Raw genomic sequence first — 25,972 nt, forward strand, 5'->3', positions numbered from 1 at the left:
ACGCACCATAAGGCGCTGTTTGAAGCACCTAATAGAGCCATACGCAAACAAAAAGAGTCTTAATAAATATGCGTTTAAATATCCCTAACATATTGTCTTTGTTGCGACTTTTCTTGATACCAGTATTTGTCGTCGTGTTTTACCTTCCTTATAGCTGGTCTCCATTCGCTGCAGCAATGGTGTTCTGGGTCGCAGGTTTTACTGATTGGTTAGATGGCATGTTGGCGAGAAAATTAGGTCAAACTTCTCGTTTTGGCGCTTTTATTGATCCTGTTGCCGATAAAGTGTTAGTCGCTAGTGCACTTATTTTGATTACGGAGCACTATCACAGTATTTGGATTACTATTCCAGCTGTGACTATGATTGGTCGAGAAATTATTATCTCTGCATTACGTGAATGGATGGCAGAAATCGGTAAACGTGCGAGTGTCGCTGTTTCTTGGGTTGGCAAGGTAAAAACTGTTAGTCAGATGTTTGCGTTGTGGGTACTTATTTGGCGCTACGATGATTGGATGATTTGGCTAGGATACGCTGCGCTTTATATTGCAACTGTCCTCACTTACTGGTCAATGGCACAATATCTCATGGCAGCAAAAGACGATTTGCTAGACGAACAACATCACTGATTTCTCAAGCGGGCAATGGCCCGCTTTTTAGTATTTGAGCTGGGTCTAAACCCAATTAACTCAGCGTATTTGTTGAATTATTTGCTCAGAAACTGGCTAATTTGAGTCGTTTTGAGCGTTTAATAGACAAACGATTTAAAAATTCAAAATTAGTGTTGACTCATTACATCGAATGGGTAGAATGCTTCCCGTACCCAAGAGGAATCGAGTGAGAACGCTATTCATCTTGGTGTGACAGAGGCGCGTTGGCAGAGTGGCTATGCAGCGGATTGCAAATCCGTGGACCTCGGTTCGACTCCGGGACGCGCCTCCATTTGCGACACTAGCTCAGTTGGTAGAGCGCAACCTTGCCAAGGTTGAGGTCACGAGTTCGAACCTCGTGTGTCGCTCCAAATTTTCTTAATATTGATTGTATTCAATGTTTTAGATGGTGTTTTACTTTATTCAGTAAAGGCATCACAAATTTAGATTTGTGTGCCCTGGTGGTGGAATTGGTAGACACAAGGGATTTAAAATCCCTCGGCGTTCGCGCTGTGCCGGTTCAAGTCCGGCCCGGGGCACCATCTAACGTATTACGCGACACTAGCTCAGTTGGTAGAGCGCAACCTTGCCAAGGTTGAGGTCACGAGTTCGAACCTCGTGTGTCGCTCCAAATTTAAAAGGCCCTAGCATAATTGCTAGGGCCTTTTTTGTTTAACTGTTTATCTCATCCGACCATTGGCCTAAACCTAATCTTTTAGTTGGTTTTTAAATATTCGCGGTGTGAATTTATTTATAAATCCAATAGAATACACCACTGTTTTGTAAAGTAATTCCAAGCGTGCTGGAAGCAATCGAGTGGTTAGAAGATGATCCCAACACCACAAAAACTGGTGGCGAAGCTCTCTATAAATCAGATGTTAGTCGTTTCTCATCTGTTTCTAGTGGTGATTTTGATTACGGGCTTTAGCTATACCCGATATCAAAGTGAATGGCATCGCCATATCGATTACTCTGCGTCTATCGCAAAGTTGACGCTTTCACCGCATCTCTCATTTTTATCGAACTCGGTAGCGAATATTAATTACGCTAACCTAACCATGCCGAGTACGCAAAAACTGTTGGCCTCCATAGATGATCTCGAATTTTTGGAAGTGGCGGGTAAATCAGATTATGCCCAGCAAGAGGTTCAGGTACGTTTTTTTAAACGTTTTGAGTATCTCTGGCGCGCTAATGTCACGGAAAGTGATGTCGAAAATCAGCAAGAAAAAATCGAACAAATTAACCAAGAGATCCAGAAAACTAGCGCCAATAATGTGGTGAGACTTAGAAAGCTAGAGTTCATCAAAAACCGAGTGACAAGCGAATACACTGCTTTATTAGAAGGCTTGGATTTCACTAACAACGTTTATATTCCTTGGAGTAAGCCTTCATCAACCCAAGAGTTTTACTATTTTGATGAAGAGTTGTGCACATTAAACATTGTGTTACCCCTGTCGAACAAGAATGGGGGAGATGTCTGGGCGGTTTTTGATGCGAGCGAACTTACTGCATTGCAGCGTTCACTTATACAAGAAATCATTGTTGAAGCTATTGTTGCTCTGCTTATTTCAGCACTGTTAATTGGCTGGGTTGCCCATTGGATTGTCTCACCGCTAAAATCACTTGCCGAGCATATGCGTTCAGGTGAGACACACAATGACATTAAACACTTCTCTGAACTTGCCCGTAGTGATGAAATCGGTCAACTCGCGAAAGCCTATCAGGGTCTACTGATTAAACTCGATAACCAACTAAATATTTTACGTGCAAAATCGGACACTGATCCTTTAACTGGATTAGGCTCAAGGCACAAGTATTCACGAACAGCAGTACCATTTTTAAAACGTCATTTAGGTAAAGGGCATTATGTTGGTCTGATTGTTTGCGATGTCGATAATTTTAAGGCATTCAATGATATTTATGGTCACACTGAAGGTGACAATGCTCTGTCTTTAGTGGGCAGCAAAATTAGGCTGCTGGCGAGAGATAGTGACCTCGCATTTCGTTATGGTGGGGAGGAGTTTGTGATATTTTGTGCCCGACCAGAAAAGATCCAACTGCTCAATTTTGCTGAACGACTGAGACATGAAATAGCAGGACTAGACTTAGCGCATCAAGGCAATCAACCTTATGGGATTGTCACGACATCAGTCGGTGGCGCTATTGCCCATCAGCAAGACTTAGAAGCTCGATTCGACACATTCCAAGAGCTGCAGGAATCGATGTTCAACCTAGCTGATAAAGCGCTATATGAATGTAAGCAAAGTGGACGAAATCAAGTAATTTGGTCGAGCAGCTTCAATCAAAAAACTAAGTAGTCTGGAGCGCTTAGCTAGCGCCTATTTTCTTTTGATGAGTCGATAAATTTTTCCGCTATCGGTACTAAAAATAATCTCACCGCTGGGTAGGGCTTCAATGTCTCTGATTCTCTCTCCAAGCTCTTCAAGAATTCTTTCTTCGCCTACGATCTGGTCATCTTTTAGCGTTAAGATATTGATATGGGTAAGTTTCAACGCACCAGCGAGCAGCCTTCCAGACAGTTCTGGGTGGCGCTTCCCACGATAAAGAATCAATGAACTTGGGGCAATTGACGGAATATAGACTTTCTTTGGTGAAACAATTCCCGGTTTTTCCTTTTATTCTCCCACAGCGATTGGTCCCCAATATTCTTTGCCATGCGAGGTCACTGGCCAACCGTAATTAGCACCTTGGGTGATTAGGTTAATTTCATCGCCTCCTCTCGGGCCATGCTCGATAGACCAAAGCTGTTGCTGCTCTAGGTCAAAGAAAAGTCCTTGTGGATTTCTATGCCCATAACTCCAAATTTCTTGGCGCTTTTTTTCATCATCAATAAATGGGTTTTGCGCGCTGGGATGGCCATTAATTTGTACTCGAAGGATACTACCAGCGTGCGTAGTGAGATTTTGTCCGTTTTCTCTCACACCTCTATCACCCACGCTGAAGTACAGATGTTGTGAGTCAAAAGTGATTCGACTGCCAAAATGACGCCCCGTATCCGAGCCTGAATACGTGACAAGTAAATCTTGCCAACTGGACAGTTGATTGTTTTCGTACCTAGCGGATGCCAGAGTGGTTTCTATCGCTTTGCCTGTAGCTTTGGAATAAGTGATGTAAATCGTTTTTCTATCAAAGGGAGACACTGCGATATCAAGTAATCCTCCTTGCCCTGAAACGTGTACATTGGGAACTAAGCCAATAGGTTGGTAGTGATTAGTCATTGTGTCGAGCACTCCAACCGTTCCATTTTTCTCACTGACAATGACCTTGTGTTCTTCAAAGTAGCTTATGTAAATAAGTGTACTAAATGTATGATCTAGTTATTGAGGCTTTTTAAGGATGAAGCTAGATATGACAAGGGCTTGAGGCTTTTATTGGATCATTTTAAACGAGTGACACTTTTGAACAGTGCTGAATACAGATCTAGACGCGAACTATACAAACGGCTCAAAAGTGTAAACCCCACCTAAACGTGTTCTAAACTCTCGCTAAACAGTGAACTTATTGTTGAAGGTTATTTGTGATTTCCATGCCTTATTCACCGTGTGGGTGACTTTGCTAATGGAAAAGGAATCATCGGCTAGATCTAGATGTGAGCCTGCAAAGATACGGCGACCAGCAATAGTACAAATACCTTCAGCCTGTTCAGCGTTTGCTCTTTCCAAAGCTTGCTTAGCTGCTTGCTCTGCTTCTTCGTAAGTTTCCCAGTGCCCTTTGACGACTAAGACAGGCTCACCCTCGCCAACCCTAGCTGTGACCGCTTTATTTTGCTTGGTATCTTGGAACATAGCTTGCGCACTGCCGTAGGTAGATGTATTGGAATAGGTAATATCCGACTCAAAGCATTCATCAATATCTAACTCAACTTTAGGCACTTCCTGTTCCCCTTGCACAAAGTAAAGTGTGGCATTTTTGATATTGAATATCGCGTTATGCTCTTTGGCTAATCGCTGTACAAACGCTAAGTCTGACTCATTATTTTGCTCGTAGTGAGTTAAAGGTGCATCGGTGATGACAGCTCTAAGGGCTAAGCTATTGCGGTTTGCCACGTCTGAAATAACTTGATCAAGTGGTGTTTCATAAGTCTGAGAACGGCGCTCTTTTAGACGGCTGTTAAAATCAACACTGGTTGCGTTGATAGTTAGCACACGATTATTTCTTACACTCGTTGATTGAACGTAGAACAGACCAAAGAACTCTACTTTTTCTTCCTCTTCGTAACCAAGGAAAACCTTGATTTCATCCTTGTAAGCAGGGCGTTGGAACTTAGAGCTTAAGGTCAAGGTAAGATCATCAGCTTCGTCTTTATGGTTATCAGTTAATGACAGCTCAGAAAAATGAGGAGTAACATTTGCTGTCACATCCTCATTATTCACATAGATGGCATACATAGGGGTTCTGACATCGTTTACCATAACTTTTCCTCTGCTTTAGCAACGGTTTGAACAGGTAAAAACACCTCATCACCCACGCTTAAAGTTGTGGATTCAAGGTGTTGGTTTGCAGTTAGCACATCATCAAACATGGCTAAGCTGCCGTAATAATCATTAACCAGTTGGTCAAGACGTAATAGATCAACTTCAATCACTACGCTTTCCATTACACCACCTCCAGCGAAACGCTAAAGTCACATTTGAGAGCAACACCATTTTGTAGGAATAAGCTTTTATTCTTGCTGATGGCCTTGATGATTACCTTGAATGCTTTACCAGAATCAAAGGCAAGGCTGATAGGCTTTTTCTTTTCAGCTATTTGCTCAAGTAAATCCAGTGTTGAGTTCGATTTCTTCAGTAGCGTACCTGCCATTTCGTAATTCTTGTTGTATTTACTGACAGCCTGAACATCATCAAACGCACCAATAGTTTGAGTACGTTCAAAATGATAGCTCGTTGACTCATTGATGGATGTTAAATCTGTTTGGTGAGTTTCAAAGGTAAAGTCACCTAATGAACACAACATAATTAATACTCTCTATCTGTTAATGGTACACCTGAGAACTGGCGACCCATTGCCCCTGTTACAGCTTGTTCAACATCAACCGTTGATGATGGGTTATGCACAACAACATTAATTTTGTTGTTTTGTTGCGGACGATGTGCAGCGTAGGCTTTGTTTACCGTTTTCTGTGAGGGCTGCGTATAGCTATATAAAGGTTTTTTCGGTGAGGCAAGCTGGCCTGTCGCATATTGATGCGCCCCTGATACACTTGCGCCTAACTTTGGTTTTGGGGTTTTCGATTCATCAGTTCCACCAAAGCCAAACCAGCCTTTTACCTTATCAACCAATTCGCCTAACTTCGGAAGGCCGTTCATAATCCCACCCAGTAGGCCGTCAATCATAGAGCTACCGAACTCACTGAAGTTTTCAGGCATATCGATACCAAACCAACTGAGCACACCAGAAAAGGCTTTGTAAAATAGTCCCAGAGGTGACCAGTTCAGAATTAAGCTCCCAATACCAGATAAACCACCATTGAATGCCGTCTTAATATCAGTCCACAAACCAGAGAAAAAATTGGAAATCGGTTCCCAATACTTATAGATAGTGAATGCTGCAACACCAATAGCTGTAACCGCCAGACCTATTGGATTCATCAATAAAGCTCTACCTAACCAGAGAGCACTTTTTCCAGCAAAGCGGAAAGCGCCACCAAGAACCCGTACTGTTGTCGAAAGTGCGGTAGTGCTGACTGCGTAAATTTTCTGGAAAATAACGCCTGACTTTAAATTTAGGCTTAACCACTTAACGGCAGTGCTTGCCATTGTGAAGGCGTTGCCAAGCTTTAGCAGACCTATTTGAGCAAATGAGAACAAGTAACCAGCTACGGATAAGCCAATACTCAAAGCTCCAATACCGACAGTTAAACCAACAACCACTTTAGTAATGGTTGGGAACTGCTCTGCTAGCTGTCCTGCTTTACCAATAGCACCCGCAAAAAAAGTTGCCATTGAGGATAAGGTTGGTAAGAACACGTTACCGATAGTAATAGAGATAGATTCGATAGCTGAGCCAAGCAGTTTCATTGAACCATGAAAGGTAGCATTTTGTTTTTCTGCCACACGCTGAGCACTGCCTTGTTCAAGCAGCTTTTGCTCATATTCTTGAAGTGCGCCAGTTGAAGCTTGAGCCATAAGAATCTGAGCTTTACTGGCTGCCTCCATACCAAAGATGGTGCTTAATAGATCTTGTTTAACACCAGAGCCTAGTCCACCCATGCTCTGTTCAAGTTCAGCAAGAACGGTGGGCATATCTCGTAAGTTACCATCAGCATCTAGGGTTTTAATGCCAAGCTCATCCAGTGCTTTTGCTGCTTCACTGGTAGGGGCTGATAGGCGGTTAATCATGGCATTTAGAGAAGTACCTGCCATTGAGCCTTGAATACCAGCATCACCCAGTTTACCGACCATCGCAGCTAGGGTATTCACTTCCATACCTACGCCTGCCGCTGTTGGTGCGGCGTACTTCATCGTTTCACCAAGTGATGACAGTGAGGTATTACTAGAGATAAAGGTATTTGTCAGAATATCGCCTAACGTCCCCATGTACTCAGCATCTTTACCAAAGCCTGAAAGGATATTAGAAGCGATATCGGCGGCACTACCTAAGTCAACCGCACCAGCACTAGCAAGGTTTAACATACCAGGCATTGCGGAAACGGTTTGATTGGTAGAAAAGCCAGCCATTGCAAGGTACTGCATACCTTCAGCTGCTTGCGATGCCGACCAACTGGTACTAGCACCCAGCTCGCGTGCTTTTGCTGTTAAGCTATTTAGCTCTTCTTCACTGGCATTAGCGACAGCCCCAACCTTTGCCATTGATTGCTCAAAGTCAGCCGCCACTTTTACAGGCGCAACAATCGCACCACCAATAGCTAGCTTACTCATCAAGCTAGATTGAAAGGCTTGTTGGTTAGCTTCAATTTCGCCAATCTTGATTTTGCGCTTTTCAATTTTGTCTAAAGCGCTGCCAAGTAATTTGATTTTCTTTTGAGCTTGCTCAACTTCTTTATCGTTTACATCAAGTGTGGTTTGTTTTTTATTGAGCTTATCGATGGAGCTACCCAATAGCTGGGTTGCTTTTTGACTGTTAGTAAAGGCTTGAGCACCCGCAAAGACAGCGCCAATGGTAATGGATGTTTTGAGTGCCATTTGAAGTTCCTTGTGTGCTTTTCTATAATCCCCAACATAAAGGGGGCGTTATGCAAGTATTGATAAAAGCAATCGTGAATTTTCTCTATCGTCGTGCTGAGACATTTAGTGACGGTGGATTGTCGTCTGTGTTTACTTGGCTCATGAGTAACTGGGTATTTATGCCGTTCTGGTTCTACGTTGGAACACTGGAATACACACCCTCATTTACAATCGGTGAGTTGCTTTTAGGTCTTCCGGTTATTACCTTGGTTGTGTTCCCTCTTGGCATGATCCAATACGGCCTATATTCCCTCATCCTCAACACCTGCCATCGACTGCTCAACAAACCACGCATAATCTCTGAGTGTTAACTCTTCAACTTCGCTGAAGGATTGATTGAAAGCCTTAGCTATTAAGGCTTTCCCAAAGCGCAACTCCATCAGCTCTAAGCTAAAAAACTTTGCAATTGCTTCTGTAGCTTTCCGTAATCCTTCAAAGTCATATCCGTTAATTCGTCTTCCGTTAACTGAGTCAGTGAAGAGATCATCTTAATCTCTTTCTTAGCTTCACTTTCAATGCCATCAACCGCTAGCGCATCACGCACTTTAGGCTCACGCATTTCAACGGATTGATTAGATAGCTTGATTGATTTCATGGTCGTTACTCCGTTTAAGTAATGTTTACCCTCCCTTAAGAGGGCATAAATTAAGTGTTTGAATTAAAGCAAGTGAGTGCGTAGGTCTGCGAGGTAGTCCTTGCCGCCAATGTTTGCGATAAGGTTTTCAAGGTCAATAAGAACCTGTGGAACGTTGTTAACCGTCAGTGAATAGAAATCGACGTAAACCTTGATCTTACGCTCAATTTCTTTATTGCCTTCTAGCGTACCGTCATCCACATCTCGCTCACCTTTGACGACAGCAACCACGGGATAACGAAGACCTTTAGACTTGATTGAACCTTTAATAACGATAGGTACAAGGTCATTCCATGCGTTATAAGCCAGCATGTTGAACTCACTTAGAACCAGCTCACACTCCATTGCTTTAAACACACCCGTGCTTAAGCTACGTTCAAAGCCACCTTGCACGATGGTTTCACGCATCTGTTCAACTTTGGGTAGCGTGACCTGTTTCACCGTACCTAGAATGCCGACACCATCCACAAAGGCTGTCAAACCCGCTAAATGATGTGGAATAGTAAATGCTGCCATTTACTCACCTCCATTGATGTAATTGATAAGAGTCTCATTCCACTCGTCAGAGTAGATAAGCTCAATGTTAAGTTCGCGTACCGATGGCATATCACCGACTAAGATAGTGAGGTAGAACTTGCCAGCAGTGACCGTGGCTTTGGTGTTCTTCTCAGGGTCAAAGTAAGCATCAAAGCCAATCACAACATCATTGCCTTTTAGCTCGTTCATGAAATCCACGACTGATTGCTGAACGGAAAGCAGCTCGTTTGCTTCACGGTCACGCGCCCATTTAGAGCTGTCACAGATAGAAGTCAGCAAGCGGTGGAAGGTACGAACACGATCTAATGATTGCCAAATTGGATCGATATCCGTTGTTTCAAAACCGTAAGTGCGCCAGCCTTGATCACGTAAGATGGTTGCAATACCTGCTTGACGCATACGGCGAGCTTCACAATCTTGACCTTCAAGGTATTCAATCACTCGGTCAGTGCCTGATACACCAGAAGCCACACGGTTAGAGTGCGATTTTGCCCAGCCGTAAGGCTTGCTGTCCCAATAGGCAATCACGCCAGCATAAAGTGCTGAGCATGGGATAGATTCACCATCAGCATCATAAGTGCCGTGACTCAATAGTGAGTAGCGAGAGCCATAGTTAGCAGCAAAGTCCATCACAGCTGCTTCATCCGCACCGAAGTTATCTACAATCGCCGTTGCCCAAATCGCCTTAGCCACAGCATCCAGTTTTAGGCCATGTTGGTTATCACTAGAAATGACAGGCGCAATCAGTAAGCCATTTTTTAAAGCGACACCTGTTAAGCCTTCGGACTTTTTAAACAGCTCCATAGCTTCTAAACCGTTGCCAGATTCACAAAGATTAAGCACGATTGGGCAATTGACACCTTGTAGGCGAATACCTTTTAGAGCAGCAACCACATCACCTGTGACAGAGTGCTCAGCACAGTAGGTCAATGCATCGTCTGCGTTATTGTGTTTAGACAAACCATGTAGTGCGGTTTGTCCGTCAGCTTCACCCAACACGCCAATTGGGGTGCTGGAATCCACAGTGATTGGGCGTGCTGCTTTTGCGCCAATACTGCCGTTAATACCAAAGTTTAAATCCATGAGTTATTCCTCAGTTGGTGCTAATGGAAATGGGTTTTCTATTTGAATTTTTTCACGCACAGCAAGTGCTTGAGCTTCTAGTTCTTGAGCTTCTGCTTCATGTCCCTGTAAGCGCTTGATATTAGCTTCTGCAATTAATGGGTCGCAGCATTGGGCATAAAGAGCACGGCGCGTATTATCAACTTGGTCATAACCATAGATGTATTGATTACTGAGGTTGGTTATCCAATCGTCATTTATCCATTCATCAAATTGAGTTGATGGCTCTTTCTCCGTCCAACCCTCCTCAATTGCCCCAAGCTCTGTCACTACCTTTGATTGGGTGCAATCAGAATGGCGGTAAATAGTCTTGTCCCTGTAATCGATAAGTTCTACCCAGTGCCCGTTAACTAATTGAATGGCGTGTCCTTCTTTTGGCTCTGGAGGGGGCGTCAATGTATGACCTTGAGGCGGTTCAAAATTATAATCAGAGACAATAAATTCATTTCCCCACTGGTCATAATAGGGTTGACCTACCAAGATATCGTAAATACGCCAACAATGGTCTTTATACAAAACCGTTTGCTTACTCGTGTCGTATTCAGGGGGTACTTCGGTTATTGCCCAATCAGGATGTTCCCCATCAGGAGAGCCAATTAAAAAACTACGTCCATGCTCATCAAAATACATAACATCAGACTTGTTTTGGATTTCATCAGACCATGTATCCGTTTTTCGGTCATAGCGTGCAATCATCTTTGGTGTCGATGGTTGGTAAATATTAGTAGTGAAGTCGCTACCCAGAGCCGTACCTTTTACAACTTGCTCTGTGGTGTTTTCTAGCCACCATCCCTCACGGGTAACGCGTGATACATTGACCGTTTGCGTTTTATCGAAAAATTGAGTGTTCATTATGCAAGCCTTACTATCCAGTTTACTTTGCGGTGGTTGATGGTGTTCTTTAGTGACCCAAATAAGGCAATCACAGCGCTGTGAGCGTGAGAGCCAATCGAAACTGAATGGGTATGAGCACCTGCTTGAGGCATTGAAAAATACTCACCGTCATCACCATGAACAGAAGAAGAACGACCATAATCGAAATTACCATCCCCGTTACGGTCACCCACAAACTTATTCATTCCGTTCAATGTGTGTGCGTGCGCACCTGCCGAGTTCGTTGTTTTTGAACCTAAGTTCGTTGATGTTACGCTAGAGCCTGGGTGTCCATGTTCTTTCACTTGACCTTCTTCCCATTGCCCGATGACTTCATCATCTTCTTTACCAATCACACCACAGCCGCGCATATCAGGGATAATACCGTTAGGCCAGACAGCGGCGAGTTCCACATACGTATTTACATCAAACGCTTGACCTTTCATGATGCCAAACCCATCTGGTGCAACATCGGTAAACCAAGGAATAGCCGCACCAACAGGAAAGATTTTCGCGGCTAAACCTAACCACAGTTTATCGATCAATCGTGATGGTTGAAGTGCACGCCATAGCTGTGGAAGTTTCACGAGCTTTGTGTTAGACACTTCATTATCAATCTCTTCATTTGTGGCGGAATGCACTTCGAAGAGTTCCGTTTCAGTGACATATTCACCGTGCTTAAAAACCACCTCACCCACGCTACCAGTAATTGCAGCTTTGAGTGTGACCATGCCTCCGATGCCTTTTGCTAGGGCAACCTTTGGGGTATCACAAATCACAACCGCTTGGTCGTTATCATCCAGTATTTGGATTTGGTGTAGGTACTCATCAAAGTGGGTTTCAATGGGTAGGTTCAGGATGAACGTCAGCACGCCATTTTCATCAAAGTAGCTAGTTTCAATCGTGTCGTTATAGAACGAGTACCAATCACCACTTGCAGCATCGTGAGTTAACGCACCAACCAGTTGATATTTGGTTGCGGTAGCTTTGAACTCGCTATTTAAAATGTCTAACCCATGTGGAGTTGGGATAGCCTGTAATGCACTCATTGGTTATCTCCTTTCTCTGAAGGTAAAAGTTCAGAGGTTGATAGTGCTAAGTCCCACTTAAGAGCGGTTTGAATATGAATATCTGCATGAGCATCAAGGGCTAGCTCATTTTGAAACTTGGGTGAAAAGGTTGCGCCTGTCTGCACGGGTATCGATGCATGAGCTTCTGGTAACGCCACCTCAAAATTGATAAAGCGAGAGCGTCCGTTCTTGGCCTTGTTGATTTGCTTTCTTGCTGTCTCAAACTTTGCGTTATCAAAAATTTTTGTTGGGTCAGCAGGCAATATCACTTGGGCATCGAACTCAAACACGCGCTCACCTGTAAATTCAGTCAGCGTTGAGCTTTCAAAGATACTGCCAAGTGCCACTTTTACGGCATACACCGTGCCTTTGTAGCGGTGGATTTCCATTGCACTAAAAATAAGCTTTCGGCTTTCATCTTCTGTTAGGCCGCTAATATCAACGCGCCATGCAATCGCCAAGTAAGGCAACAACTTCGCATCACAAGTTAGCGGGTGCGTGTCTACGTTGGATAAATCCATATCCAGCTTTTGCTCAGCAACTAAATCTGTTGCGTGCTCTGGTGGTGTTGAGTTAACAGGCAATAAACTAGGCATAACTTGCCTCTTTAAATGTTAGGTTTAGCGCACTGATACGAATGATTTGATGGTCGCTACATTCCACATCGCCGTTGATGTTTTTCGGCACAGCCTTATACACACCATCCACATGCAGATAACGGATGATTTGCGAGTAAGTCAGATTCGCCGCAATCTTGAGTTGCAGGTTAAAATTGTCTCGAATCGTCTGCTCAACTGCATTTTGCTGATCTAAGCTGAATAGCTCTAACTCAGCCTCAATCACTTGCTCTAGATCTTCCGCAATCATGACATTGGATGTGTCTGTGATTGGGCGTACTTTGTCACCGCTTAAATGCGTGTCGGTTTTCGCTCTGAGTTCTTCATCCAGCTCTTCAGTGAAACTTGCGATCACGGTATTCACCACGCCTTTCTCTGGTGAGTAAGCGTGAGCGTCATGAATACGACTTGAAACACTGCGAGCATGAAAGACATAGCTCTCTAAGCTGCCAGCCGTAGAGTGACCATCTAGCGACATCAACGCACGCTCTAGCAGTGCTTCATCACTTTCACCGTCCAAACGTTCAACGCCATAGCGTGCGGCTTCATGGTCAAGGTCTGAGCCTTTGGCAAACAGAAGCAGTGAGCGTTTTAGCTTGTTGTTAAAGGTCTGGCGTAGATGAAGCTCACGATAGGCCAATGACTGCAATAACAACTGATAAGGGTCACTATCAATTGGGGTGTAGTCTGGTAATAGCGTTTCAAATAGCTCGTTGTTTTCAGCCAATACCTCTTCATAGGTTGGCATGTTTAAAACATCAGGCTCAGGTAAGTTTTTGTAATCAATCACAGTCTTTCCTTAAGAACGAGCTTCTAGTTCAAGATAAAAATCGTGTTTCCCGTGAGCATCAATACTGAAGTAAAGCTGCTTAAATCGGACTCTTGGCTCATTAGTTTCAATAGCCTCATAAACATATCGTGTGGCTAGTACGCGCCACTCACTATTAAAGGTGCGGTCTCTGAGTAGGTATAAGTTGCTACCAAACAACGGGCGCATCACTCGCTCACCCAAACGGGTTGATAAAATGCGTGCCACCGACTCAGCAACAGAGGCTTGATAACCACTGTCATTGCTCCCTGTCACCTTAACGCCAACAAAATTAGCGTTGGCAAAAGTCAGCGATTGCAGTTGCTTTGGTTGTAAGAGTTGTACAGCCATAACAGCACCTAACTCACCTTGTATGTACCAGCACTTGAGCCACTTGTGACAGCCACATCCGCGTTGGTTTTAATTTCATCCACCACTGCTTTTGCAATGGCATCGGCCAAATTCTTAAACTGAGCGTGCTCACCTTGTTTAAATCCAGCTCCTTCTAAGTTTTGGGTGATTTTTTCTGATAGCGATGATTGATTCAGAGCCATGCTATTTCCCCGCTGTCACACAAGATGAACAATCCGAATGAGGTAGTCCTGTAAAAGCGCAAATATGTGCGCCTGTTACTACGCCTGTACCATCATTGAGTTTGATGTTTGGTGCATTCACTTTGACATCACCATCCGCTTTCACCGTAATTTTCCCAGCCGCCTGAATAATGAACTCTTTAGCCTTGGTGTCGTAGCTGATGCGCGTACCATCTGAATATTCACAGACTTCACAACTCTCACTTGCACCTTCTGGCTCAGGACAACCCTGATTAAAAATGGCACCAATCACATAGCGATTAAGTAGCACTACAACCTGAGTACCAACAGGAACAGGGCTGACTTTACGCTTGAAGTTGTTCGCTTCTTGCAGCACAGGTAGCCATTTGGTATCGAGTCCTAAGATATCGACTTTAACCAGCGATTTACCTTGCTCACTTTTTGACTCTTTTACTGTGCCGCAATCAATCATCTTGTTGCTCTCTACGCTTTGTTTCGTTAGTGGCTAATTTAAGGGAGTTTTTTTTAGACCGCCCACCATATAAGGGCTATATGGTGGGCGATGAAAAAAAGTCCTCAATACAATGGCTTCAACTTGAAACGACATCCCCACAGCTGGGAAACAAGAGAGAAAGGTCATGTCAGATAAGAAGCCATTAATTCGAGTACTTTGCTCTATCGATACCGCCAACCTAGATAAGAAGGTCAAGCTAAGCCCGATTGGTGAAAGCATCCGTGGTCTAGATGGGCGTACGTTTGATGTTGATGGCGCAATGCTACTGGCAAGCCTTAATACCAATGGCCTAGAGCTGCCACTCACGGTTGATCATGGTTGGTCAGCAAAATATGGCGCGGATGCGGCGGCGTGGTTTAACGAGTTTGAACTACGTGAAGATGGCATTTACGCCAAGATGGAGCTGAACGATTTAGGCCAAGAGCTTATTGAGTCCAAAAAATACAAATACCTCTCTCCTGAATACCTAATGCAATACGACTCTTCTGTTGTTGAAGAGCTTGTGGGCATGGGGCTAGTCAATCAACCCAACCTTCTTAATGAGTCCTTAAATCACCAAAAAAAGGAGCCAACCGATATGGCAATGACCGACGAAGAAAAAGCGAAACAACAAGCGCTTGAAGATGAGAACAAGCAGCTCAAACAGCAGCAACAAACTCTGACTGATGAGATGAATCAAATGAAAAAAGATCAGCTTATTCAGAAGGTAGAAAACGCCATTGCTAAAGGCGAGCTACTGCCAGCTAAAAAAGAGTTTGCTCTGGGCTTAGAAGAGAACGCGCTGAACTCATTCCTAGAGATGGAAGCAAAGAACAAGGTGATCTCTAAAAACTCTATCGACCCTGAGCGCGATGGTAATGACAGCATCGACTCAGACGACGAAATCTATTCACAACTAGGTCTTTAAACCGTTTGCACTAAAGCAAAGCGTTTAATGTCCACTGATTTACTGGAGAAAAATAATGGCAGAAGTCACTCGTGAAAATCTGTTAAAGCTGGATAAAGGCATCAGCAAGCTATTTGCTAAGGCGATGGAAGAGCGCAAAGCAGAAGGTCTTTATAAGCTGATCGCAACCATCATCAAAACTAAGAACCCAACGGGCACTTACACATGGCTTGGTGATTTCCCTGCTATGGCTGAATGGGTTGATGCGCGTCAGCTAAAAGAACTTCAAGCTCATGTGTATGAGATCGTGAAAAAAGACTATGAGACTTCATTCTCTGTCACTCGTGATGATGTCATTTTTGACAACTTGAGCACGGTATCTATCAAGGTTGATGCGCTAGTTGAAGCAGTGATTGACCACTACGACGCACTGGTGACTGACCTAATCGTGACTAATGGCAATTGTTATGACGGCAAAAAGTTCTTTGCGACTCATACCAAAGGCTCAGGTGACGATGCGGTGGATTACACCAATCTCACCAACCATAAACTGAACAAAGACAACGTGTTTACGGTGGTAGCCAAGATGAAAGCCATCAAACGTGATGATGGCAAAACCAGCTTTGGTGTGAAGCCTAACGTTTTAGTGTATGCCGCTGACCTTGAGCAAGAAGCCCTAAAAATCACAGGGGCGGATATTTCAGGCGGCGACAGCAACGAAGCAAAAGGAATGCTCAAGCCTATCTGTGTCAATGGCATGGCGGCGGGTACTTGGGCTGTTCTGGACTGCACTCGCTCACTTAAGCCGTTCATCATTCAAATCACCCGTGAGGCGAAAGCGCCAGAGCGTAACGATGGTGACTTGTTTAAAAATAAGAAAGTGCATTTCGGCATCGATACGATGGATAACGCAGGTTATGGCCTTTGGGAGTTCGCACACTTCTGTGATGGTACTGAGCCAGAAGCTCAAGAGGCGGCATAATGGACTTGCTTGAGCGCCTACGCACCAGAGCCGAAGCCTATTTAAGTGATCCTGAAGAAGTCACGGATGAACACTTAAATATGGCACTGGAAGAAGCGGAGCAATTAGCAGGTGACAGTGATGCCCCTGTGTTGATTGATATCGCTTTCTACCGTTGGCTACTGCTTGTTGATCGCAATGGTGTGAATGATGAGCAAATCAAGGCTTATCAAATCGCGCTCAAGCAAATTACTGACCCGCAAGCCCCGCAAAGCCGTACTCGACCGACGGCGAAAACAAGGGAGAACCCCTACCTATGAGTGTGAAAGGCTTGAGTGCTGAAGACTTAGTGGTGGATATCAAAAAGGCAGAAGCGTACCTACGCAATATCATCCCTAAAGCGATTCCGCTGACGGGGGAGATTAACACCGTAGGCACGTACTTGCTGTTCAATACCATCACCATCAATAACGGCTTTACTGAAGATGTGACCTACAACTTCAATTGCTATATCGCTATCTCAAGCCCTAGCCGCAGTAAAGGGCTGATTTATGACGGCTTAAGCGAAGTATTAAGCAAACTCATCCAAGCACAACAACAAGAGCAACAGGTAGAGGTGAAAGCGGCTAAACCGTTCAGCAGTAACAAATTGATTATCTATCAGCTTGGTATTGCGGTGACGCCGCCCATTGATGCGGACATAGAGGAACAAGAATGAACACAGGTAAATTCAGTTTGGCAACCAGTCTCTCATCTATCTTGGCTGGCATGTCGCTCAATGACATTGCTCAGCTTGCCGCTTTTATCGTTGGCATCATTTCGGGCTTGATGGCTATCCGTTACTACTGGGTGGGCACTAAGTTGCAATATCTGCAAATTGAACAGCGTGAGGAGGCTATCCGTGAGTTTAAAACAGAAAGCGATAACTAGCGTTGTTTGCTCGGTGGTCGCACTGCTCGGCGTTGTAACCAGTAAAGCCCCAGAGTTAACCACCAGTGAGCAAGGCTTAGCGCACATCTTAGATATGGAAGGTTGCCGCCTTAAAGCCTATCAATGCTCGGCTGACCGCTGGACGATTGGTGCAGGCCATGCCCACGGCGTGAATCAGGGTGACACCATCACCTTAGACCAAGCGGCTGATTACTTTATTGAGGATGTCGCCAAGGCTGAAAAGGTCGTGAAAAAGGCCATCACTCAAACGCCTAATCAAGGTGAGTTTGACATGATGGTGAGCTTTGTCTTTCACATGGGTTCAGGCAACTTTCAACGCTCCACCTTACTTAAGAAATTCAATGCGGGACTCAATGCGCCAGCTTGTGAGCAATACCTACGTTGGGTGTATGTCAACGGTCAGAGTTGCCATGATCCAAAAGCTGATTGCGAAGGCATAGTTTCAAGGCGACAAGTTGAGCGCGATGTTTGTTTGACGGGGTGGAACTGAACATGAGATGGACAAGTTACCTGACTGGCGCACTCATCATTGCTTTGCTGCTTGCAGGTAAAGCGATTTCTTATCTACATGATGAAAAGCAAAGCCTTGAGTCCAGTCTTGAAGTGGCGAATGCCACCATTGAGGCCAAAGAATCCACCCTCAGCGAAATGAAAGCGCAATTAGAAGAAGTTCATCAGCTCGACACCGCGCTTAACAAGGAGTTAGAAGATGCCTACCAACAGATTGAAAGCCTTGAGCGTGATGTGGCTCGTGGTGCTCAGCGGGTGTTCGTCAAAGCCAGTTGTCCCGCCCCAATGCCCAACCAGCCCACCACCGCCAGCGTGGTTAATGAGCGAGCCTGTGAACTTAAACCAGCAGCTCGACAAGATTATTTCCGTCTCAGAAGAGAGCAAGAGCGCTCCAGACTCCAAATAACAGGGTTACAGCGTTACATCCGTTCACTGCCCAGTGCGTGCGTCGCTGGCAACCAACAGGCTCACAATAAAGAGAACAACAATGAGTAAAGAGCAAGCCAAATCCCTATTTATTGCAGGTGAGAATATTACCTCTATTTCTACTGTGCTCGGTATCAGTCGCGCTACGGTTTACGCCTACAAAAAGCGAGATTTAGAAGCGGGTGTGGATTGGGATGAGCTGAAATTCATCAAAGCCACGGATAAAGCTGATGCCATCACCAACGAACAAGAGTTTGTTGCCACCCTCATCAATCAATTTGAAAAGGCATTAGAAGGGCTAGATGAAGTTGAGCCGCAAAAGCGTGTTGAGATGTTGAGTAAATACGTTGGCACTTATTACAAGCTGAAGCAGCAAAAAGACAATGTGAAGGTAAACCAAGCCGACATTGTGAAAGAGACCATCCAGACCTTAAGCCAGTTAGCGCTCAATCATAAAGCTAACGAAGTGATCCAGTTCTTAGCCGACCATGCAGAAACCATCGTGTCGGAAGTCCTTAAAAACAAATAGCGTAAAGAGCCGCTAAAGAGACGTTAAACCATGAATAAAACCGAACAGGCCGAACTGGTCGCCTATCTGCAAAGCTTACCTCGTTTAGCTGATGGTGACAGAGCACAGCGAGTTGAGAACGCGCTTGCTGACTTCTGGACTTTTATTCAAACCTACTTCTCACACCACATTGATGATGCAGAGGTGGAAACCTCAACCTTTCGTAAGTTTTGTCATGAAGAGTTGGAAGAGTTGTCATGGTTGCACAAGAAGATGCTCTTTACCGCTTATCGTGGCGCAGCTAAGACCACGGTAATTACCCGTCTCTATTCATTATGGCAGTTGGTAAGGTGTGCCTTTCGCTATGAGGTGGTGATTTGTGCCACCGATGGCTTAGTAGAAGATACCTTTGATTTCTTTCGTACAGAGCTGGAGAACAACCAGAACCTCATCCATGACTTTGAGATTGTTCAAGGTAGCACATGGCGACTGACTGAGCTTGTTGTCCATGTCGGTGATCACCTTTGCAAAATGGAAGGCTTAGGTGCAGGGGTAAAAATTCGTGGTAAGAACTTCTTAAGCTACCGCCCTGATTTTATCATTGTTGATGATATTGAAAACGATGAGCAGGTTGAGAGCAAGCAGCAACGAGACAAGCTAGAGCGTTGGTTTAAGAAAGCGATCATGAAGCTACCCGCACGTAAGAAGCGTTACCGTCTATTCGTGGTGGGTACAGTGCTGCATAACGACAGTCTGTTAATGCGCCTCTCTAAGCGCAAGGACTTTGTATTCTACAACTTCCCACTGGTTATTCAGTTCCCTCATGAAATGGGTGATCCTGACAACATCAACCTTGACGGCCTGATTTTAGATGATCCTGAAATCGACGGCACAGAGGTGATGGAAGAGTACTTTGAAGACAAAGAATCCTTCATGTCAGAGTTCCAGAACCAGCCAATCAGCAAAGAGGGTTTGTTGTTTGAGGAATACGTGACCTTTGACCGTATGCCTAAGTGTGACGTGTATTACCTTGGCCTTGACCCGTCTATGGGCAAAAAGAAAGGTGATTACTTTGGTGTAGCCTTGATTGGCAAGAAGGAGCACAAGTTCTACGCCACGGTAAAAGGCTATCGTATGTCGCCCGTGAAGCTTATCCCGCGCATCATTGCCCTGTATGCCAAGTACCAGAAGATAGCGCCCACCACCATTGCCTGTGAAACCGTGCAGTTTCAAGAGTTCTTCAAAGACGTACTGAAGAAAGAAGCGCTAGAAATTGGTATTCCGCTTGCGGTGAAAGAGCTGCGTAACACCGCACCCAAGCCATTGCGTATTGACTCCATCGCGCCATTGATTAATGACGGCACGATTGAAGTGCATGAGAAAGACCACTTACTGATTGAAGAGCTAGACACTTATCCAAGCTCAGCGCATGACGACTTACTCGACTCATTAGAGATGGCTTACCGCCTGTTTAGAGTCGCAGCGCACCTGAACCTAAAACAGGTTCGAGCCAAGCTGAAAAAGAAAAACTTCGCCAAATTTAAAAAGAAGTACGCCTAGTGAACAAAAGAGGCGTTTAGAACGCTTTAGAACCACGTTTAGAGCGTTTAGAGAAATCAAAACGAACAAAGACACCAATTAAGACAAAACACGCTCAGGAGCGCATAGAATGGGATTCTTCACCAAAGCCGCGAACAGAATAGAAAAAGGTCTCTCTCGTGCCTTTCACTCTAGCGACCCACAACCAAAACAGACCGTAAAAGGTCGCCCAGTAACGTTAACCCTAAGCGACAAGCAAGAAGCGTTTGGGGCGATTGATATTGCAGAGATTAAAGACGCACTAGAAAACGAAGACTTTGCCCAGTTGCAAAGCCTGTACTTCTTCATGATGCGTGATATCAAAATTGCCAGCAGTGTACTGATGCGTAAGCAGCCGCTTTTGAGCCTGCCTTATCGCATCGAGACCGACAATGAAGAGTTCGCTGAGTTTATTAAGAATCACGTTGATATCGACGCACTGCTTAATAGCTTGACCCATGCGATTTACTACGGGGTAAGTCTTGTTGATGTGGATTACCGTGTGATTGAGCAAAAGCTAGCGCCTAGCTTTCGTCATATCTCCAGCCGTTACCTCTATGCTGATAAAGAAGATGGCAAGCTCAAGCCAACTATCGATCACCTTTATATCAAGCAAGGCTCTGACAAACTCTACCTCAGTAACCTACAACCAGAGCGCCGCATCTTTCATAAGCACCCGATTGATATTGGTGAAATCACTGACTTTAGCTTAGCGTCTAAGTTGGTGTGGTACTTCGCCCTTAAGCACATCACCATTGCTCACAACATGCAGTACTTTGATGCGGTTGCCACACCACCCCTTGTGATGAAGACGGATAGTGACGAAGAAGAAGCCGTTGAAATGCTCTATACCATGAAATCGCAAAGTGTGGCGGCGATTGACAAAGAAGACAGCATTTCTTATTTAACTCTGACGCAAGGCTCTAAAGCTGAGTTCCTGAGCTTCATTAACTACATTGATAGTCAAATCACAACCTTGATTCTCGGTAATACGCTCTCTACTGGTGATGGTAAGACAGGCAGTTACTCACAATCTAAAGTGCATGAGAACCGCCAGAAAGAGTTGAAAAGCTTTGATGCTCGCTTGATTGGTCAAACCATCACGGACTATTTGAACGAGCTAGAGAAGATGAACTACGGCACCCCCAAAGGCGTGCGTTTTGTCTTTGACTTAACTGAAAAGAAAGATCTTAAAGAGCTGTCTGAGGTGGTAAAGAACCTATCAGGGGCAGGTTATGAGATTGCGCCTGAAGAAATTGAAAGCCAGTTTGGTTTTAAAGTTAAACTGAAGCAAACAGAGACTCAATCTACTCCTTCGCTCGATACGAACGCTCGACAGGTTGAAGCTAATGCTTTGAACAAGGTTCATAACAACCAAGAGGTTAACAATCAAACTCAGCCCATTTATGAAGATGAGCTAGATAGTCAAGTACCAGGAACGCAAGCTGAAGAGGAAGCACTGGTTGAGACCATCTACAACCTCCTTGCTAACGCTAAAACCTACGATGAAGCCTATCAGCTACTGCTTGAGCAATACACGGATGTCGATCTCTCTGTATTAGAAGCGTCCCTGTTCAAGGCCATTGGTAATAGCCAAATCTTAGCGGATGCAGAAGTACAGCTAGAAGAGATCGATACCGATGCCTGATCCTATTTCATTTGATTTTGCCTTACAGCCCAAAGCAGCAATTGATTACCTTAATAACAAGGGTTACAAGCTGAGCTTTAACTATGATGAGCTTGCGCCTAAAGCGCATCATGAGTCTTTTACTGTGGCTAAAGTCTCTCGGCTTGATCTCCTGAATGATATTTTTACCTCGCTCGATGATGCCACTAAAAATGGCAAAGGCTTTAAGCAGTGGCAGAAAGAGCTAAAGCCGACACTGCAAAAGAAGGGATGGTGGGGCAAGACCGATGTCACTGACCCTAAAACAGGTGAAGTGAAAGAGATTTATGTAGGCTCTCGCCGTTTACGTACCATTTACAGCACCAATATGCGCGTGGCTTACGGCGTTCAACGTAACCAAAGTCAACGCCAATTAACAGGCTCGGTTTACTGGCGTTATAGCTCTATGTTATTGCCGACAACCCGTAAAGAGCACGCAAGTTTGCACGGTACGGTGCTGCATCGGGATGATTCATTCTGGAGCAGCAACTACCCGCCTAATGGTTGGGGCTGTAAATGTAAGGTTCGGGCTTATAGCCAGCGTCAACTTGAGAAGCGCGGCATGAGTGTTGCGAAAAGTGCCCCTGATTCCGTAGCAGATAAAGACTGGAGCCACGATATAGGTGCAGGCTCAACCCTTGCGCGTACCGCTCCGCTCTCACTCAATAAGAATCTACCATCAGTGAAAGCCAATCCAGAGCTTGAGAGTTTAAGCAACCAGCAGCTAAAAGATCGCTTCTACAATCAGCTTGGCACGAAACCGAACCAAATGCTGATAGATAAAGTCGGTGATCCAATCTGGGTAGACGATACGCTACTAAGTAAAGTCAAACCTAGCCAACACGCCCATATTGATGAACTGGCAAAGGTCATTACTGAGCCTGATGAGATCTACCTAGAAGTTGAAGAGCGAGACGGGAAAAGTCAGGTCACAAAGAAGATGCTTCGCTATGCGACAGGTGAAGAGAGTGAGTCTACGGGCTACATGGCGGGCTTTCGTTACCAACACGACAAGACGCAGGCCATTGCATTAGAGGCCGTTCCTGAAGGCGATGTGCTGAACGATAGCCGCAAAGGTAAGTTAATTTACCAAAAATAAGGTTGTACCTATGATTCAACTGAAAACCCAGAGCAACCTAGACAAGATCAATCAAGAGCTAGAACGGCTCGCTCAGAAAGGCAAAAGCTTAGCCCCTGCAATGGCTGAAATTGCGAACCTGTTACAGAACAAAGTTGAAGAAGCCTTTGAGCAGCAAACTGACCCTGTCACGGGTGCGCAATGGGAGCCATTAAGCCCTGCAACCATTGCCAGCAAAAAGAAGAAAGGGTATGCCGATCCTCAACGGATTTTATACGGTGAAGGCGAGATGCAGGAGGGGTTAACCTCTGAGAGCGGTAGCAGTAGTGTTAGTGTTGGCTTTAATGTGGTGTCAGAGGATGGCTATCCCTACCCAGAAGTACACCAGTACGGCACAAAAGATGGCAAATTAGAAGCTCGACCATTCTTACCTATGGATGAAGACGGCGAGCTGGCGCGGCATGTAGAAGAAGAAATCTTAGATATTCTTGATGAGCATTTTTTACCATAATCATTTTTTTAATTCAGACTTGAATTTTCTTATCCATATCCTCACATAGTGTATAAATAACCATGTTCGTGAAACGATTAAAAGAGGAAGTTATGAGCCTACAAAATAAGAAAAAACTAGCGGATTTAAAAAGCGAAGCTTCAGAGCTGTACTCCACTCGCAATGCGGTACGCCAAGAAAAGTTAAAAGGAGCAATCGAAGCTGTAAAGTCAGACTTTACGTCCTACCTTCATGGTGAAGGCTTTGAGTGTAAAGATAATGCTCGTATTAGTACCATAGAAGCATCTTATAAAGATGATATTTTTCTTTACTTAAAATATGACTCACCAGAGCAAGGATACTTTGGCTGTGATACTGTATTTGAGCTTGGATTGCAAGATAAAAATAGACAGAGGGTAAATAAAAAAGCTAGTGCAGTGCTCTTTATGCAAACTGAACGCCTACCTCACTTCTCTGGTGGCGGAACACCAGCAGACATGTTGCTCAAAGAGATCGCATTCCATGAAGAAACTTTACTTCCAGCACTGAAATCAATTGGTACATCAGATATAACTGGTGAGTATGTACTCGGTGAAAGGGAAGAAAGTCGAGGCAGAGACTTTACCAAAAAAACTATCCCAGAGTTTATTGATGCACTTATGAGCTAATTATTGCTCACAATACTACCAAAGCCTCCCTAGTGGAGGCTTTGTTCGTTCAGCAACTCGTGTAATACTTTAGCTGTATATAACGTTGGTAAAGGTGACATAATGAAAAAACTACTACTCCCTCTATTGCTTGCTCCCTCATTGGCTTTCTCGGCAGTGCATCCCGTATTTGTTGAGGCTATGAGTGGATATCAACCGCTAAAAATCTCATCAGAAGGTTCAACAATAACGGTTGTGATGAATGAAGCCAGAATGACAAATACGATTTATGAGTTTGCAGCAAGCAATCTGTGCTCCTATCAGTGGCAAAAGTCGCCAGACTACTTAAATGGGGTTCAAGAGATTCATTTGTTGAACAAACATGCTCGTCAAGGCTACGTTTTCTCAAACCCGAAAGAGACCTGTCAATCGATTCTGGATGATGATCTACCAACAAAACAAGCCAATATGCGAATTTTAGGTAGTACACGAATGTATTAAACAACAAAGCCTCCAAGAACTGGAGGCTTTGTTGTTTAATGGGGCTTGGTTTGCCTAGGCGGCATCCAAAAGCTGATAGGTATATACGCCGCCTTGTTTGGTACTCTTCCAGAATACCCCATCAAATTGATCCAACCAGCGACGAGCGGTTTTATCATCCTTTTTACGGCCTACCGCTTTCAATAAGTCGGTTTTGTTGAGAACGTCTTCACTCTCTTGCAGTGCTTGTTTTACCTCATGGGCGAACTCTTCCACTTCTTCGGTCATTAAGGCTTCAGTTACATCCAACTGACTTAGGGTTAGGTTCTTGGCATCGATGCGAACGGCGGTCTCTTTGATGCTGGCGCGGTCTTTACGCACATGCAGCACAAGATCTAATGTATTGTGCTTCAAGCTGCTTGCTACCTTTCTAAGCTGGAAAATATTGTCTACAGAGTTACGAATATTGTTTGAACCTTCGTAGTTCTTACCATCTTTATTGGAGTGATGAAGGGCTACAATCGTTGCTCCAGCCTCGCGCATGTTCATCAATACAGTGAGCATTTCAAGGGTTTGAGCGTCATTCTTCACATTCATAAAATTGCGTAGGCTATCAATGAAGAACACATGATCTTTATAGTCATCACCGCAAGCAGAGTCACCTAGCATATGCAGTAGCATTTCAGGCTGCATATTACACTTACTGCGGTGAACGTATTTAAGCTGCTCTGGGTGGTGATTGCCCATCATATCGTAAATATTACGCTCATTAAGCACAGACATAGGGTTATCAAAGTCAAGATAGACCACTTGGTAGCCTTTTGAAGCAAAGTTATTAGCAAGCGTTTGAGTTAACAGGCTTTTACCATTGCCGCCATCAGCATAAATCAAGGTGATCATCTTTTCAGCAATGAAGTCATCAATGATGAACTCCGTTTGCTCGTTGAAATCCCCGCCTGTTAAGGTCATATTGCGTATTATATCAATGCTCATCTTCAAATAGTCCTATCTGTTTATCATCTAGTTTGGTGTAACGAGCGTATTTCACGTCTTGATCATCACACTCCATAATCTCTCTGGTAATAAATGGGTAGCCGCATTCAACGCAGCGTCTCCAACGGCGCACGTTATTCGCTTTTTCGGTATGAACAACCTTAGATTTTTCGCAGCCACACTTTGGGCACCACATTGCTTGTCATTCTTCCTT

33 protein-coding genes, 4 tRNA genes and 1 pseudogene are annotated in these 25,972 nt (G+C 44.4%); 21 read left to right on the top strand and 17 right to left on the bottom strand.

The window, feature by feature from the left end; translation table 11 throughout:
- Nucleotides 1–68: 68 nt before the first annotated feature.
- The 6 genes from pgsA (at nucleotide 69) to TW81_RS09725 (ending at nucleotide 2,965) form a co-directional block, all read left to right on the top strand.
- Nucleotides 69–626 (top strand): CDP-diacylglycerol--glycerol-3-phosphate 3-phosphatidyltransferase, encoded by a 558-nt coding sequence (pgsA, locus tag TW81_RS09700; protein WP_045955510.1) that lies wholly within the window; start codon nucleotides 69–71, stop codon nucleotides 624–626.
- A 239-nt stretch (nucleotides 627–865) separates the two neighbouring features.
- Nucleotides 866–939 (top strand) — tRNA-Cys (locus TW81_RS09705).
- Between the two features lie 3 nt (nucleotides 940–942).
- Nucleotides 943–1,018: transfer RNA gene (locus TW81_RS09710), tRNA-Gly, on the top strand.
- An 84-nt stretch (nucleotides 1,019–1,102) separates the two neighbouring features.
- Nucleotides 1,103–1,189: transfer RNA gene (locus TW81_RS09715), tRNA-Leu, on the top strand.
- Nucleotides 1,190–1,202: 13 nt separating this feature from the next.
- Nucleotides 1,203–1,278 (top strand) — tRNA-Gly (locus TW81_RS09720).
- Nucleotides 1,279–1,474: 196 nt separating this feature from the next.
- The gene (locus tag TW81_RS09725) at nucleotides 1,475–2,965 is read left to right on the top strand and encodes a sensor domain-containing diguanylate cyclase (protein WP_045955511.1); all 1,491 of its coding nucleotides are present in this window, start codon (nucleotides 1,475–1,477) and stop codon (nucleotides 2,963–2,965) included.
- Nucleotides 2,966–2,986: 21 nt separating this feature from the next.
- On the opposite strand, the pseudogene TW81_RS09730 reads toward TW81_RS09725, so the two are convergent.
- The 5 genes and pseudogenes from TW81_RS09730 to TW81_RS09750 form a co-directional block, all read right to left on the bottom strand.
- A pseudogene (locus TW81_RS09730) lies at nucleotides 2,987–3,955 on the bottom strand (PQQ-dependent sugar dehydrogenase); the annotation flags it as partial.
- A 198-nt stretch (nucleotides 3,956–4,153) separates the two neighbouring features.
- The gene (locus TW81_RS09735; RefSeq protein WP_045955512.1) at nucleotides 4,154–5,080 is read right to left on the bottom strand and encodes a phage late control D family protein; all 927 of its coding nucleotides are present in this window, start codon (nucleotides 5,078–5,080) and stop codon (nucleotides 4,154–4,156) included.
- Nucleotides 5,074–5,265, bottom strand: coding sequence for a tail protein X (locus TW81_RS09740; protein WP_045955513.1), 192 nt, complete (start codon nucleotides 5,263–5,265; stop codon nucleotides 5,074–5,076). Before TW81_RS09740 ends, TW81_RS09735 begins: the two co-directional genes overlap by 7 nt.
- Nucleotides 5,265–5,624 carry a phage tail protein gene (locus tag TW81_RS09745; protein WP_045955514.1) on the bottom strand — a complete coding sequence of 120 codons (360 nt, stop codon included), beginning with the start codon at nucleotides 5,622–5,624 and terminating at the stop codon, nucleotides 5,265–5,267. Before TW81_RS09745 ends, TW81_RS09740 begins: the two co-directional genes overlap by 1 nt.
- Before the next feature lie 2 nt (nucleotides 5,625–5,626).
- The gene (locus TW81_RS09750; protein WP_052706168.1) at nucleotides 5,627–7,813 is read right to left on the bottom strand and encodes a phage tail tape measure protein; all 2,187 of its coding nucleotides are present in this window, start codon (nucleotides 7,811–7,813) and stop codon (nucleotides 5,627–5,629) included.
- A 50-nt stretch (nucleotides 7,814–7,863) separates the two neighbouring features.
- Here TW81_RS09750 and TW81_RS19260 point away from each other — a divergent pair, with 50 nt between their 5' ends.
- Nucleotides 7,864–8,166 (top strand): hypothetical protein, encoded by a 303-nt coding sequence (locus tag TW81_RS19260; protein ID WP_156980937.1) that lies wholly within the window; start codon nucleotides 7,864–7,866, stop codon nucleotides 8,164–8,166.
- A 74-nt stretch (nucleotides 8,167–8,240) separates the two neighbouring features.
- Here the strand turns inward: TW81_RS19260 and TW81_RS09755 are convergent, their stop codons facing one another.
- The 10 genes from TW81_RS09755 to TW81_RS09805 form a co-directional block, all read right to left on the bottom strand.
- Nucleotides 8,241–8,450 (bottom strand): phage tail assembly protein, encoded by a 210-nt coding sequence (locus TW81_RS09755; protein WP_045955515.1) that lies wholly within the window; start codon nucleotides 8,448–8,450, stop codon nucleotides 8,241–8,243.
- Between the two features lie 63 nt (nucleotides 8,451–8,513).
- Nucleotides 8,514–9,005, bottom strand: coding sequence for a phage major tail tube protein (locus tag TW81_RS09760; RefSeq protein WP_045955516.1), 492 nt, complete (start codon nucleotides 9,003–9,005; stop codon nucleotides 8,514–8,516).
- A complete protein-coding gene (locus TW81_RS09765; RefSeq protein WP_045955517.1) occupies nucleotides 9,006–10,109 on the bottom strand; it encodes a phage tail sheath C-terminal domain-containing protein in 1,104 nt (367 codons plus the stop codon).
- Between the two features lie 3 nt (nucleotides 10,110–10,112).
- Nucleotides 10,113–11,000: a hypothetical protein gene (locus tag TW81_RS09770; protein WP_045955518.1), complete on the bottom strand. Its 888-nt coding sequence runs from the start codon at nucleotides 10,998–11,000 to the stop codon at nucleotides 10,113–10,115.
- On the bottom strand, nucleotides 11,000–12,070 hold the full coding sequence (locus TW81_RS09775; RefSeq protein ID WP_239424318.1) for a phage tail protein: 1,071 nt from the start codon (nucleotides 12,068–12,070) through the stop codon (nucleotides 11,000–11,002). The genes TW81_RS09770 and TW81_RS09775 overlap by 1 nt, the downstream gene beginning before the upstream one ends.
- Complete coding sequence (locus TW81_RS18845) at nucleotides 12,067–12,687, bottom strand: phage tail protein I (protein WP_052706170.1); 621 nt, start codon at nucleotides 12,685–12,687, stop codon at nucleotides 12,067–12,069. The genes TW81_RS09775 and TW81_RS18845 overlap by 4 nt, the downstream gene beginning before the upstream one ends.
- Entirely contained in the window at nucleotides 12,680–13,498 is an 819-nt protein-coding gene (locus TW81_RS09790; protein WP_045955519.1) for a baseplate assembly protein, read from the bottom strand. The genes TW81_RS18845 and TW81_RS09790 overlap by 8 nt, the downstream gene beginning before the upstream one ends.
- A gap of 9 nt (nucleotides 13,499–13,507) precedes the next feature.
- The gene (locus TW81_RS09795; RefSeq protein WP_052706172.1) at nucleotides 13,508–13,867 is read right to left on the bottom strand and encodes a GPW/gp25 family protein; all 360 of its coding nucleotides are present in this window, start codon (nucleotides 13,865–13,867) and stop codon (nucleotides 13,508–13,510) included.
- Between the two features lie 8 nt (nucleotides 13,868–13,875).
- The gene (locus tag TW81_RS09800) at nucleotides 13,876–14,070 is read right to left on the bottom strand and encodes a hypothetical protein (protein WP_045955520.1); all 195 of its coding nucleotides are present in this window, start codon (nucleotides 14,068–14,070) and stop codon (nucleotides 13,876–13,878) included.
- 1 nt (nucleotide 14,071) lies between these two features.
- Nucleotides 14,072–14,542 (bottom strand): phage baseplate assembly protein V, encoded by a 471-nt coding sequence (locus tag TW81_RS09805; protein ID WP_045955521.1) that lies wholly within the window; start codon nucleotides 14,540–14,542, stop codon nucleotides 14,072–14,074.
- 166 nt (nucleotides 14,543–14,708) lie between these two features.
- Between TW81_RS09805 and TW81_RS18850 the strand changes: the two genes are divergently transcribed.
- The 14 genes from TW81_RS18850 to TW81_RS09875 all read left to right on the top strand — a co-directional run bounded on the left by TW81_RS18850 (nucleotide 14,709) and on the right by TW81_RS09875 (nucleotide 24,786).
- Complete coding sequence (locus tag TW81_RS18850; protein ID WP_052706173.1) at nucleotides 14,709–15,491, top strand: phage protease; 783 nt, start codon at nucleotides 14,709–14,711, stop codon at nucleotides 15,489–15,491.
- A gap of 55 nt (nucleotides 15,492–15,546) precedes the next feature.
- Complete coding sequence (locus TW81_RS09815) at nucleotides 15,547–16,452, top strand: Mu-like prophage major head subunit gpT family protein (protein WP_045955522.1); 906 nt, start codon at nucleotides 15,547–15,549, stop codon at nucleotides 16,450–16,452.
- Nucleotides 16,452–16,751: a hypothetical protein gene (locus TW81_RS09820; RefSeq protein ID WP_045955523.1), complete on the top strand. Its 300-nt coding sequence runs from the start codon at nucleotides 16,452–16,454 to the stop codon at nucleotides 16,749–16,751. Before TW81_RS09815 ends, TW81_RS09820 begins: the two co-directional genes overlap by 1 nt.
- Nucleotides 16,748–17,149, top strand: a complete 402-nt coding sequence (locus TW81_RS09825) for a hypothetical protein (protein ID WP_045955524.1) — start codon at nucleotides 16,748–16,750, stop codon at nucleotides 17,147–17,149. Before TW81_RS09820 ends, TW81_RS09825 begins: the two co-directional genes overlap by 4 nt.
- On the top strand, nucleotides 17,146–17,361 hold the full coding sequence (locus tag TW81_RS09830) for a hypothetical protein (RefSeq protein WP_045955525.1): 216 nt from the start codon (nucleotides 17,146–17,148) through the stop codon (nucleotides 17,359–17,361). Before TW81_RS09825 ends, TW81_RS09830 begins: the two co-directional genes overlap by 4 nt.
- Nucleotides 17,333–17,872 carry a lysozyme gene (locus tag TW81_RS09835; RefSeq protein ID WP_045955526.1) on the top strand — a complete coding sequence of 180 codons (540 nt, stop codon included), beginning with the start codon at nucleotides 17,333–17,335 and terminating at the stop codon, nucleotides 17,870–17,872. Before TW81_RS09830 ends, TW81_RS09835 begins: the two co-directional genes overlap by 29 nt.
- Nucleotides 17,873–17,874: 2 nt before the next feature.
- Nucleotides 17,875–18,387 (top strand): lysis system i-spanin subunit Rz, encoded by a 513-nt coding sequence (locus tag TW81_RS18855; protein WP_052706174.1) that lies wholly within the window; start codon nucleotides 17,875–17,877, stop codon nucleotides 18,385–18,387.
- The gene (locus TW81_RS09845; RefSeq protein ID WP_045955527.1) at nucleotides 18,380–18,847 is read left to right on the top strand and encodes a DUF1804 family protein; all 468 of its coding nucleotides are present in this window, start codon (nucleotides 18,380–18,382) and stop codon (nucleotides 18,845–18,847) included. Before TW81_RS18855 ends, TW81_RS09845 begins: the two co-directional genes overlap by 8 nt.
- 30 nt (nucleotides 18,848–18,877) lie before the next feature.
- On the top strand, nucleotides 18,878–20,386 hold the full coding sequence (gene terL, locus TW81_RS09850) for a phage terminase large subunit (RefSeq protein ID WP_045955528.1): 1,509 nt from the start codon (nucleotides 18,878–18,880) through the stop codon (nucleotides 20,384–20,386).
- A 109-nt stretch (nucleotides 20,387–20,495) separates the two neighbouring features.
- Entirely contained in the window at nucleotides 20,496–22,052 is a 1,557-nt protein-coding gene (locus tag TW81_RS09855) for a phage portal protein family protein (protein ID WP_045955529.1), read from the top strand.
- Complete coding sequence (locus tag TW81_RS09860) at nucleotides 22,045–23,169, top strand: phage minor head protein (RefSeq protein WP_045955530.1); 1,125 nt, start codon at nucleotides 22,045–22,047, stop codon at nucleotides 23,167–23,169. The genes TW81_RS09855 and TW81_RS09860 overlap by 8 nt, the downstream gene beginning before the upstream one ends.
- A gap of 10 nt (nucleotides 23,170–23,179) precedes the next feature.
- Complete coding sequence (locus TW81_RS09865; protein ID WP_045955531.1) at nucleotides 23,180–23,659, top strand: phage virion morphogenesis protein; 480 nt, start codon at nucleotides 23,180–23,182, stop codon at nucleotides 23,657–23,659.
- A 92-nt stretch (nucleotides 23,660–23,751) separates the two neighbouring features.
- On the top strand, nucleotides 23,752–24,306 hold the full coding sequence (locus TW81_RS09870; RefSeq protein ID WP_045955532.1) for a hypothetical protein: 555 nt from the start codon (nucleotides 23,752–23,754) through the stop codon (nucleotides 24,304–24,306).
- A 102-nt stretch (nucleotides 24,307–24,408) separates the two neighbouring features.
- The gene (locus tag TW81_RS09875; protein ID WP_052706176.1) at nucleotides 24,409–24,786 is read left to right on the top strand and encodes a hypothetical protein; all 378 of its coding nucleotides are present in this window, start codon (nucleotides 24,409–24,411) and stop codon (nucleotides 24,784–24,786) included.
- Nucleotides 24,787–24,840: 54 nt separating this feature from the next.
- Here TW81_RS09875 and TW81_RS09880 read toward each other — a convergent pair whose 3' ends face one another.
- Nucleotides 24,841–25,758 (bottom strand): AAA family ATPase, encoded by a 918-nt coding sequence (locus TW81_RS09880; protein ID WP_045955533.1) that lies wholly within the window; start codon nucleotides 25,756–25,758, stop codon nucleotides 24,841–24,843.
- Entirely contained in the window at nucleotides 25,748–25,954 is a 207-nt protein-coding gene (locus tag TW81_RS19430) for an NrdR family transcriptional regulator (RefSeq protein WP_031495926.1), read from the bottom strand. The genes TW81_RS09880 and TW81_RS19430 overlap by 11 nt, the downstream gene beginning before the upstream one ends.
- Nucleotides 25,955–25,972: the final 18 nt, after the last annotated feature.

Source organism: Vibrio galatheae (assembly GCF_000967545.1).
In the GTDB taxonomy this organism is placed as follows: Bacteria; Pseudomonadota; Gammaproteobacteria; order Enterobacterales; family Vibrionaceae; genus Vibrio; species Vibrio galatheae.

Bases quoted from the DNA above. Each gene is read 5' to 3' on its own strand.
- pgsA (WP_045955510.1), top strand. From the start codon at position 69: ATGCGTTTAAATATCCCTAACATATTGTCTTTGTTGCGACTTTTCTTG.
- TW81_RS09725 (WP_045955511.1), top strand. From the start codon at position 1,475: ATGATCCCAACACCACAAAAACTGGTGGCGAAGCTCTCTATAAATCAG.
- TW81_RS09735 (WP_045955512.1), bottom strand. From the start codon at position 5,080: ATGGTAAACGATGTCAGAACCCCTATGTATGCCATCTATGTGAATAAT.
- TW81_RS09740 (WP_045955513.1), bottom strand. From the start codon at position 5,265: ATGGAAAGCGTAGTGATTGAAGTTGATCTATTACGTCTTGACCAACTG.
- TW81_RS09745 (WP_045955514.1), bottom strand. From the start codon at position 5,624: ATGTTGTGTTCATTAGGTGACTTTACCTTTGAAACTCACCAAACAGAT.
- TW81_RS09750 (WP_052706168.1), bottom strand. From the start codon at position 7,813: ATGGCACTCAAAACATCCATTACCATTGGCGCTGTCTTTGCGGGTGCT.
- TW81_RS19260 (WP_156980937.1), top strand. From the start codon at position 7,864: ATGCAAGTATTGATAAAAGCAATCGTGAATTTTCTCTATCGTCGTGCT.
- TW81_RS09755 (WP_045955515.1), bottom strand. From the start codon at position 8,450: ATGAAATCAATCAAGCTATCTAATCAATCCGTTGAAATGCGTGAGCCT.
- TW81_RS09760 (WP_045955516.1), bottom strand. From the start codon at position 9,005: ATGGCAGCATTTACTATTCCACATCATTTAGCGGGTTTGACAGCCTTT.
- TW81_RS09765 (WP_045955517.1), bottom strand. From the start codon at position 10,109: ATGGATTTAAACTTTGGTATTAACGGCAGTATTGGCGCAAAAGCAGCA.
- TW81_RS09770 (WP_045955518.1), bottom strand. From the start codon at position 11,000: ATGAACACTCAATTTTTCGATAAAACGCAAACGGTCAATGTATCACGC.
- TW81_RS09775 (WP_239424318.1), bottom strand. From the start codon at position 12,070: ATGAGTGCATTACAGGCTATCCCAACTCCACATGGGTTAGACATTTTA.
- TW81_RS18845 (WP_052706170.1), bottom strand. From the start codon at position 12,687: ATGCCTAGTTTATTGCCTGTTAACTCAACACCACCAGAGCACGCAACA.
- TW81_RS09795 (WP_052706172.1), bottom strand. From the start codon at position 13,867: ATGGCTGTACAACTCTTACAACCAAAGCAACTGCAATCGCTGACTTTT.
- TW81_RS09800 (WP_045955520.1), bottom strand. From the start codon at position 14,070: ATGGCTCTGAATCAATCATCGCTATCAGAAAAAATCACCCAAAACTTA.
- TW81_RS09805 (WP_045955521.1), bottom strand. From the start codon at position 14,542: ATGATTGATTGCGGCACAGTAAAAGAGTCAAAAAGTGAGCAAGGTAAA.
- TW81_RS18850 (WP_052706173.1), top strand. From the start codon at position 14,709: ATGTCAGATAAGAAGCCATTAATTCGAGTACTTTGCTCTATCGATACC.
- TW81_RS09815 (WP_045955522.1), top strand. From the start codon at position 15,547: ATGGCAGAAGTCACTCGTGAAAATCTGTTAAAGCTGGATAAAGGCATC.
- TW81_RS09820 (WP_045955523.1), top strand. From the start codon at position 16,452: ATGGACTTGCTTGAGCGCCTACGCACCAGAGCCGAAGCCTATTTAAGT.
- TW81_RS09825 (WP_045955524.1), top strand. From the start codon at position 16,748: ATGAGTGTGAAAGGCTTGAGTGCTGAAGACTTAGTGGTGGATATCAAA.
- TW81_RS09830 (WP_045955525.1), top strand. From the start codon at position 17,146: ATGAACACAGGTAAATTCAGTTTGGCAACCAGTCTCTCATCTATCTTG.
- TW81_RS18855 (WP_052706174.1), top strand. From the start codon at position 17,875: ATGAGATGGACAAGTTACCTGACTGGCGCACTCATCATTGCTTTGCTG.
- TW81_RS09845 (WP_045955527.1), top strand. From the start codon at position 18,380: ATGAGTAAAGAGCAAGCCAAATCCCTATTTATTGCAGGTGAGAATATT.
- terL (WP_045955528.1), top strand. From the start codon at position 18,878: ATGAATAAAACCGAACAGGCCGAACTGGTCGCCTATCTGCAAAGCTTA.
- TW81_RS09855 (WP_045955529.1), top strand. From the start codon at position 20,496: ATGGGATTCTTCACCAAAGCCGCGAACAGAATAGAAAAAGGTCTCTCT.
- TW81_RS09860 (WP_045955530.1), top strand. From the start codon at position 22,045: ATGCCTGATCCTATTTCATTTGATTTTGCCTTACAGCCCAAAGCAGCA.
- TW81_RS09865 (WP_045955531.1), top strand. From the start codon at position 23,180: ATGATTCAACTGAAAACCCAGAGCAACCTAGACAAGATCAATCAAGAG.
- TW81_RS09870 (WP_045955532.1), top strand. From the start codon at position 23,752: ATGAGCCTACAAAATAAGAAAAAACTAGCGGATTTAAAAAGCGAAGCT.
- TW81_RS09875 (WP_052706176.1), top strand. From the start codon at position 24,409: ATGAAAAAACTACTACTCCCTCTATTGCTTGCTCCCTCATTGGCTTTC.
- TW81_RS09880 (WP_045955533.1), bottom strand. From the start codon at position 25,758: ATGAGCATTGATATAATACGCAATATGACCTTAACAGGCGGGGATTTC.
- TW81_RS19430 (WP_031495926.1), bottom strand. From the start codon at position 25,954: ATGTGGTGCCCAAAGTGTGGCTGCGAAAAATCTAAGGTTGTTCATACC.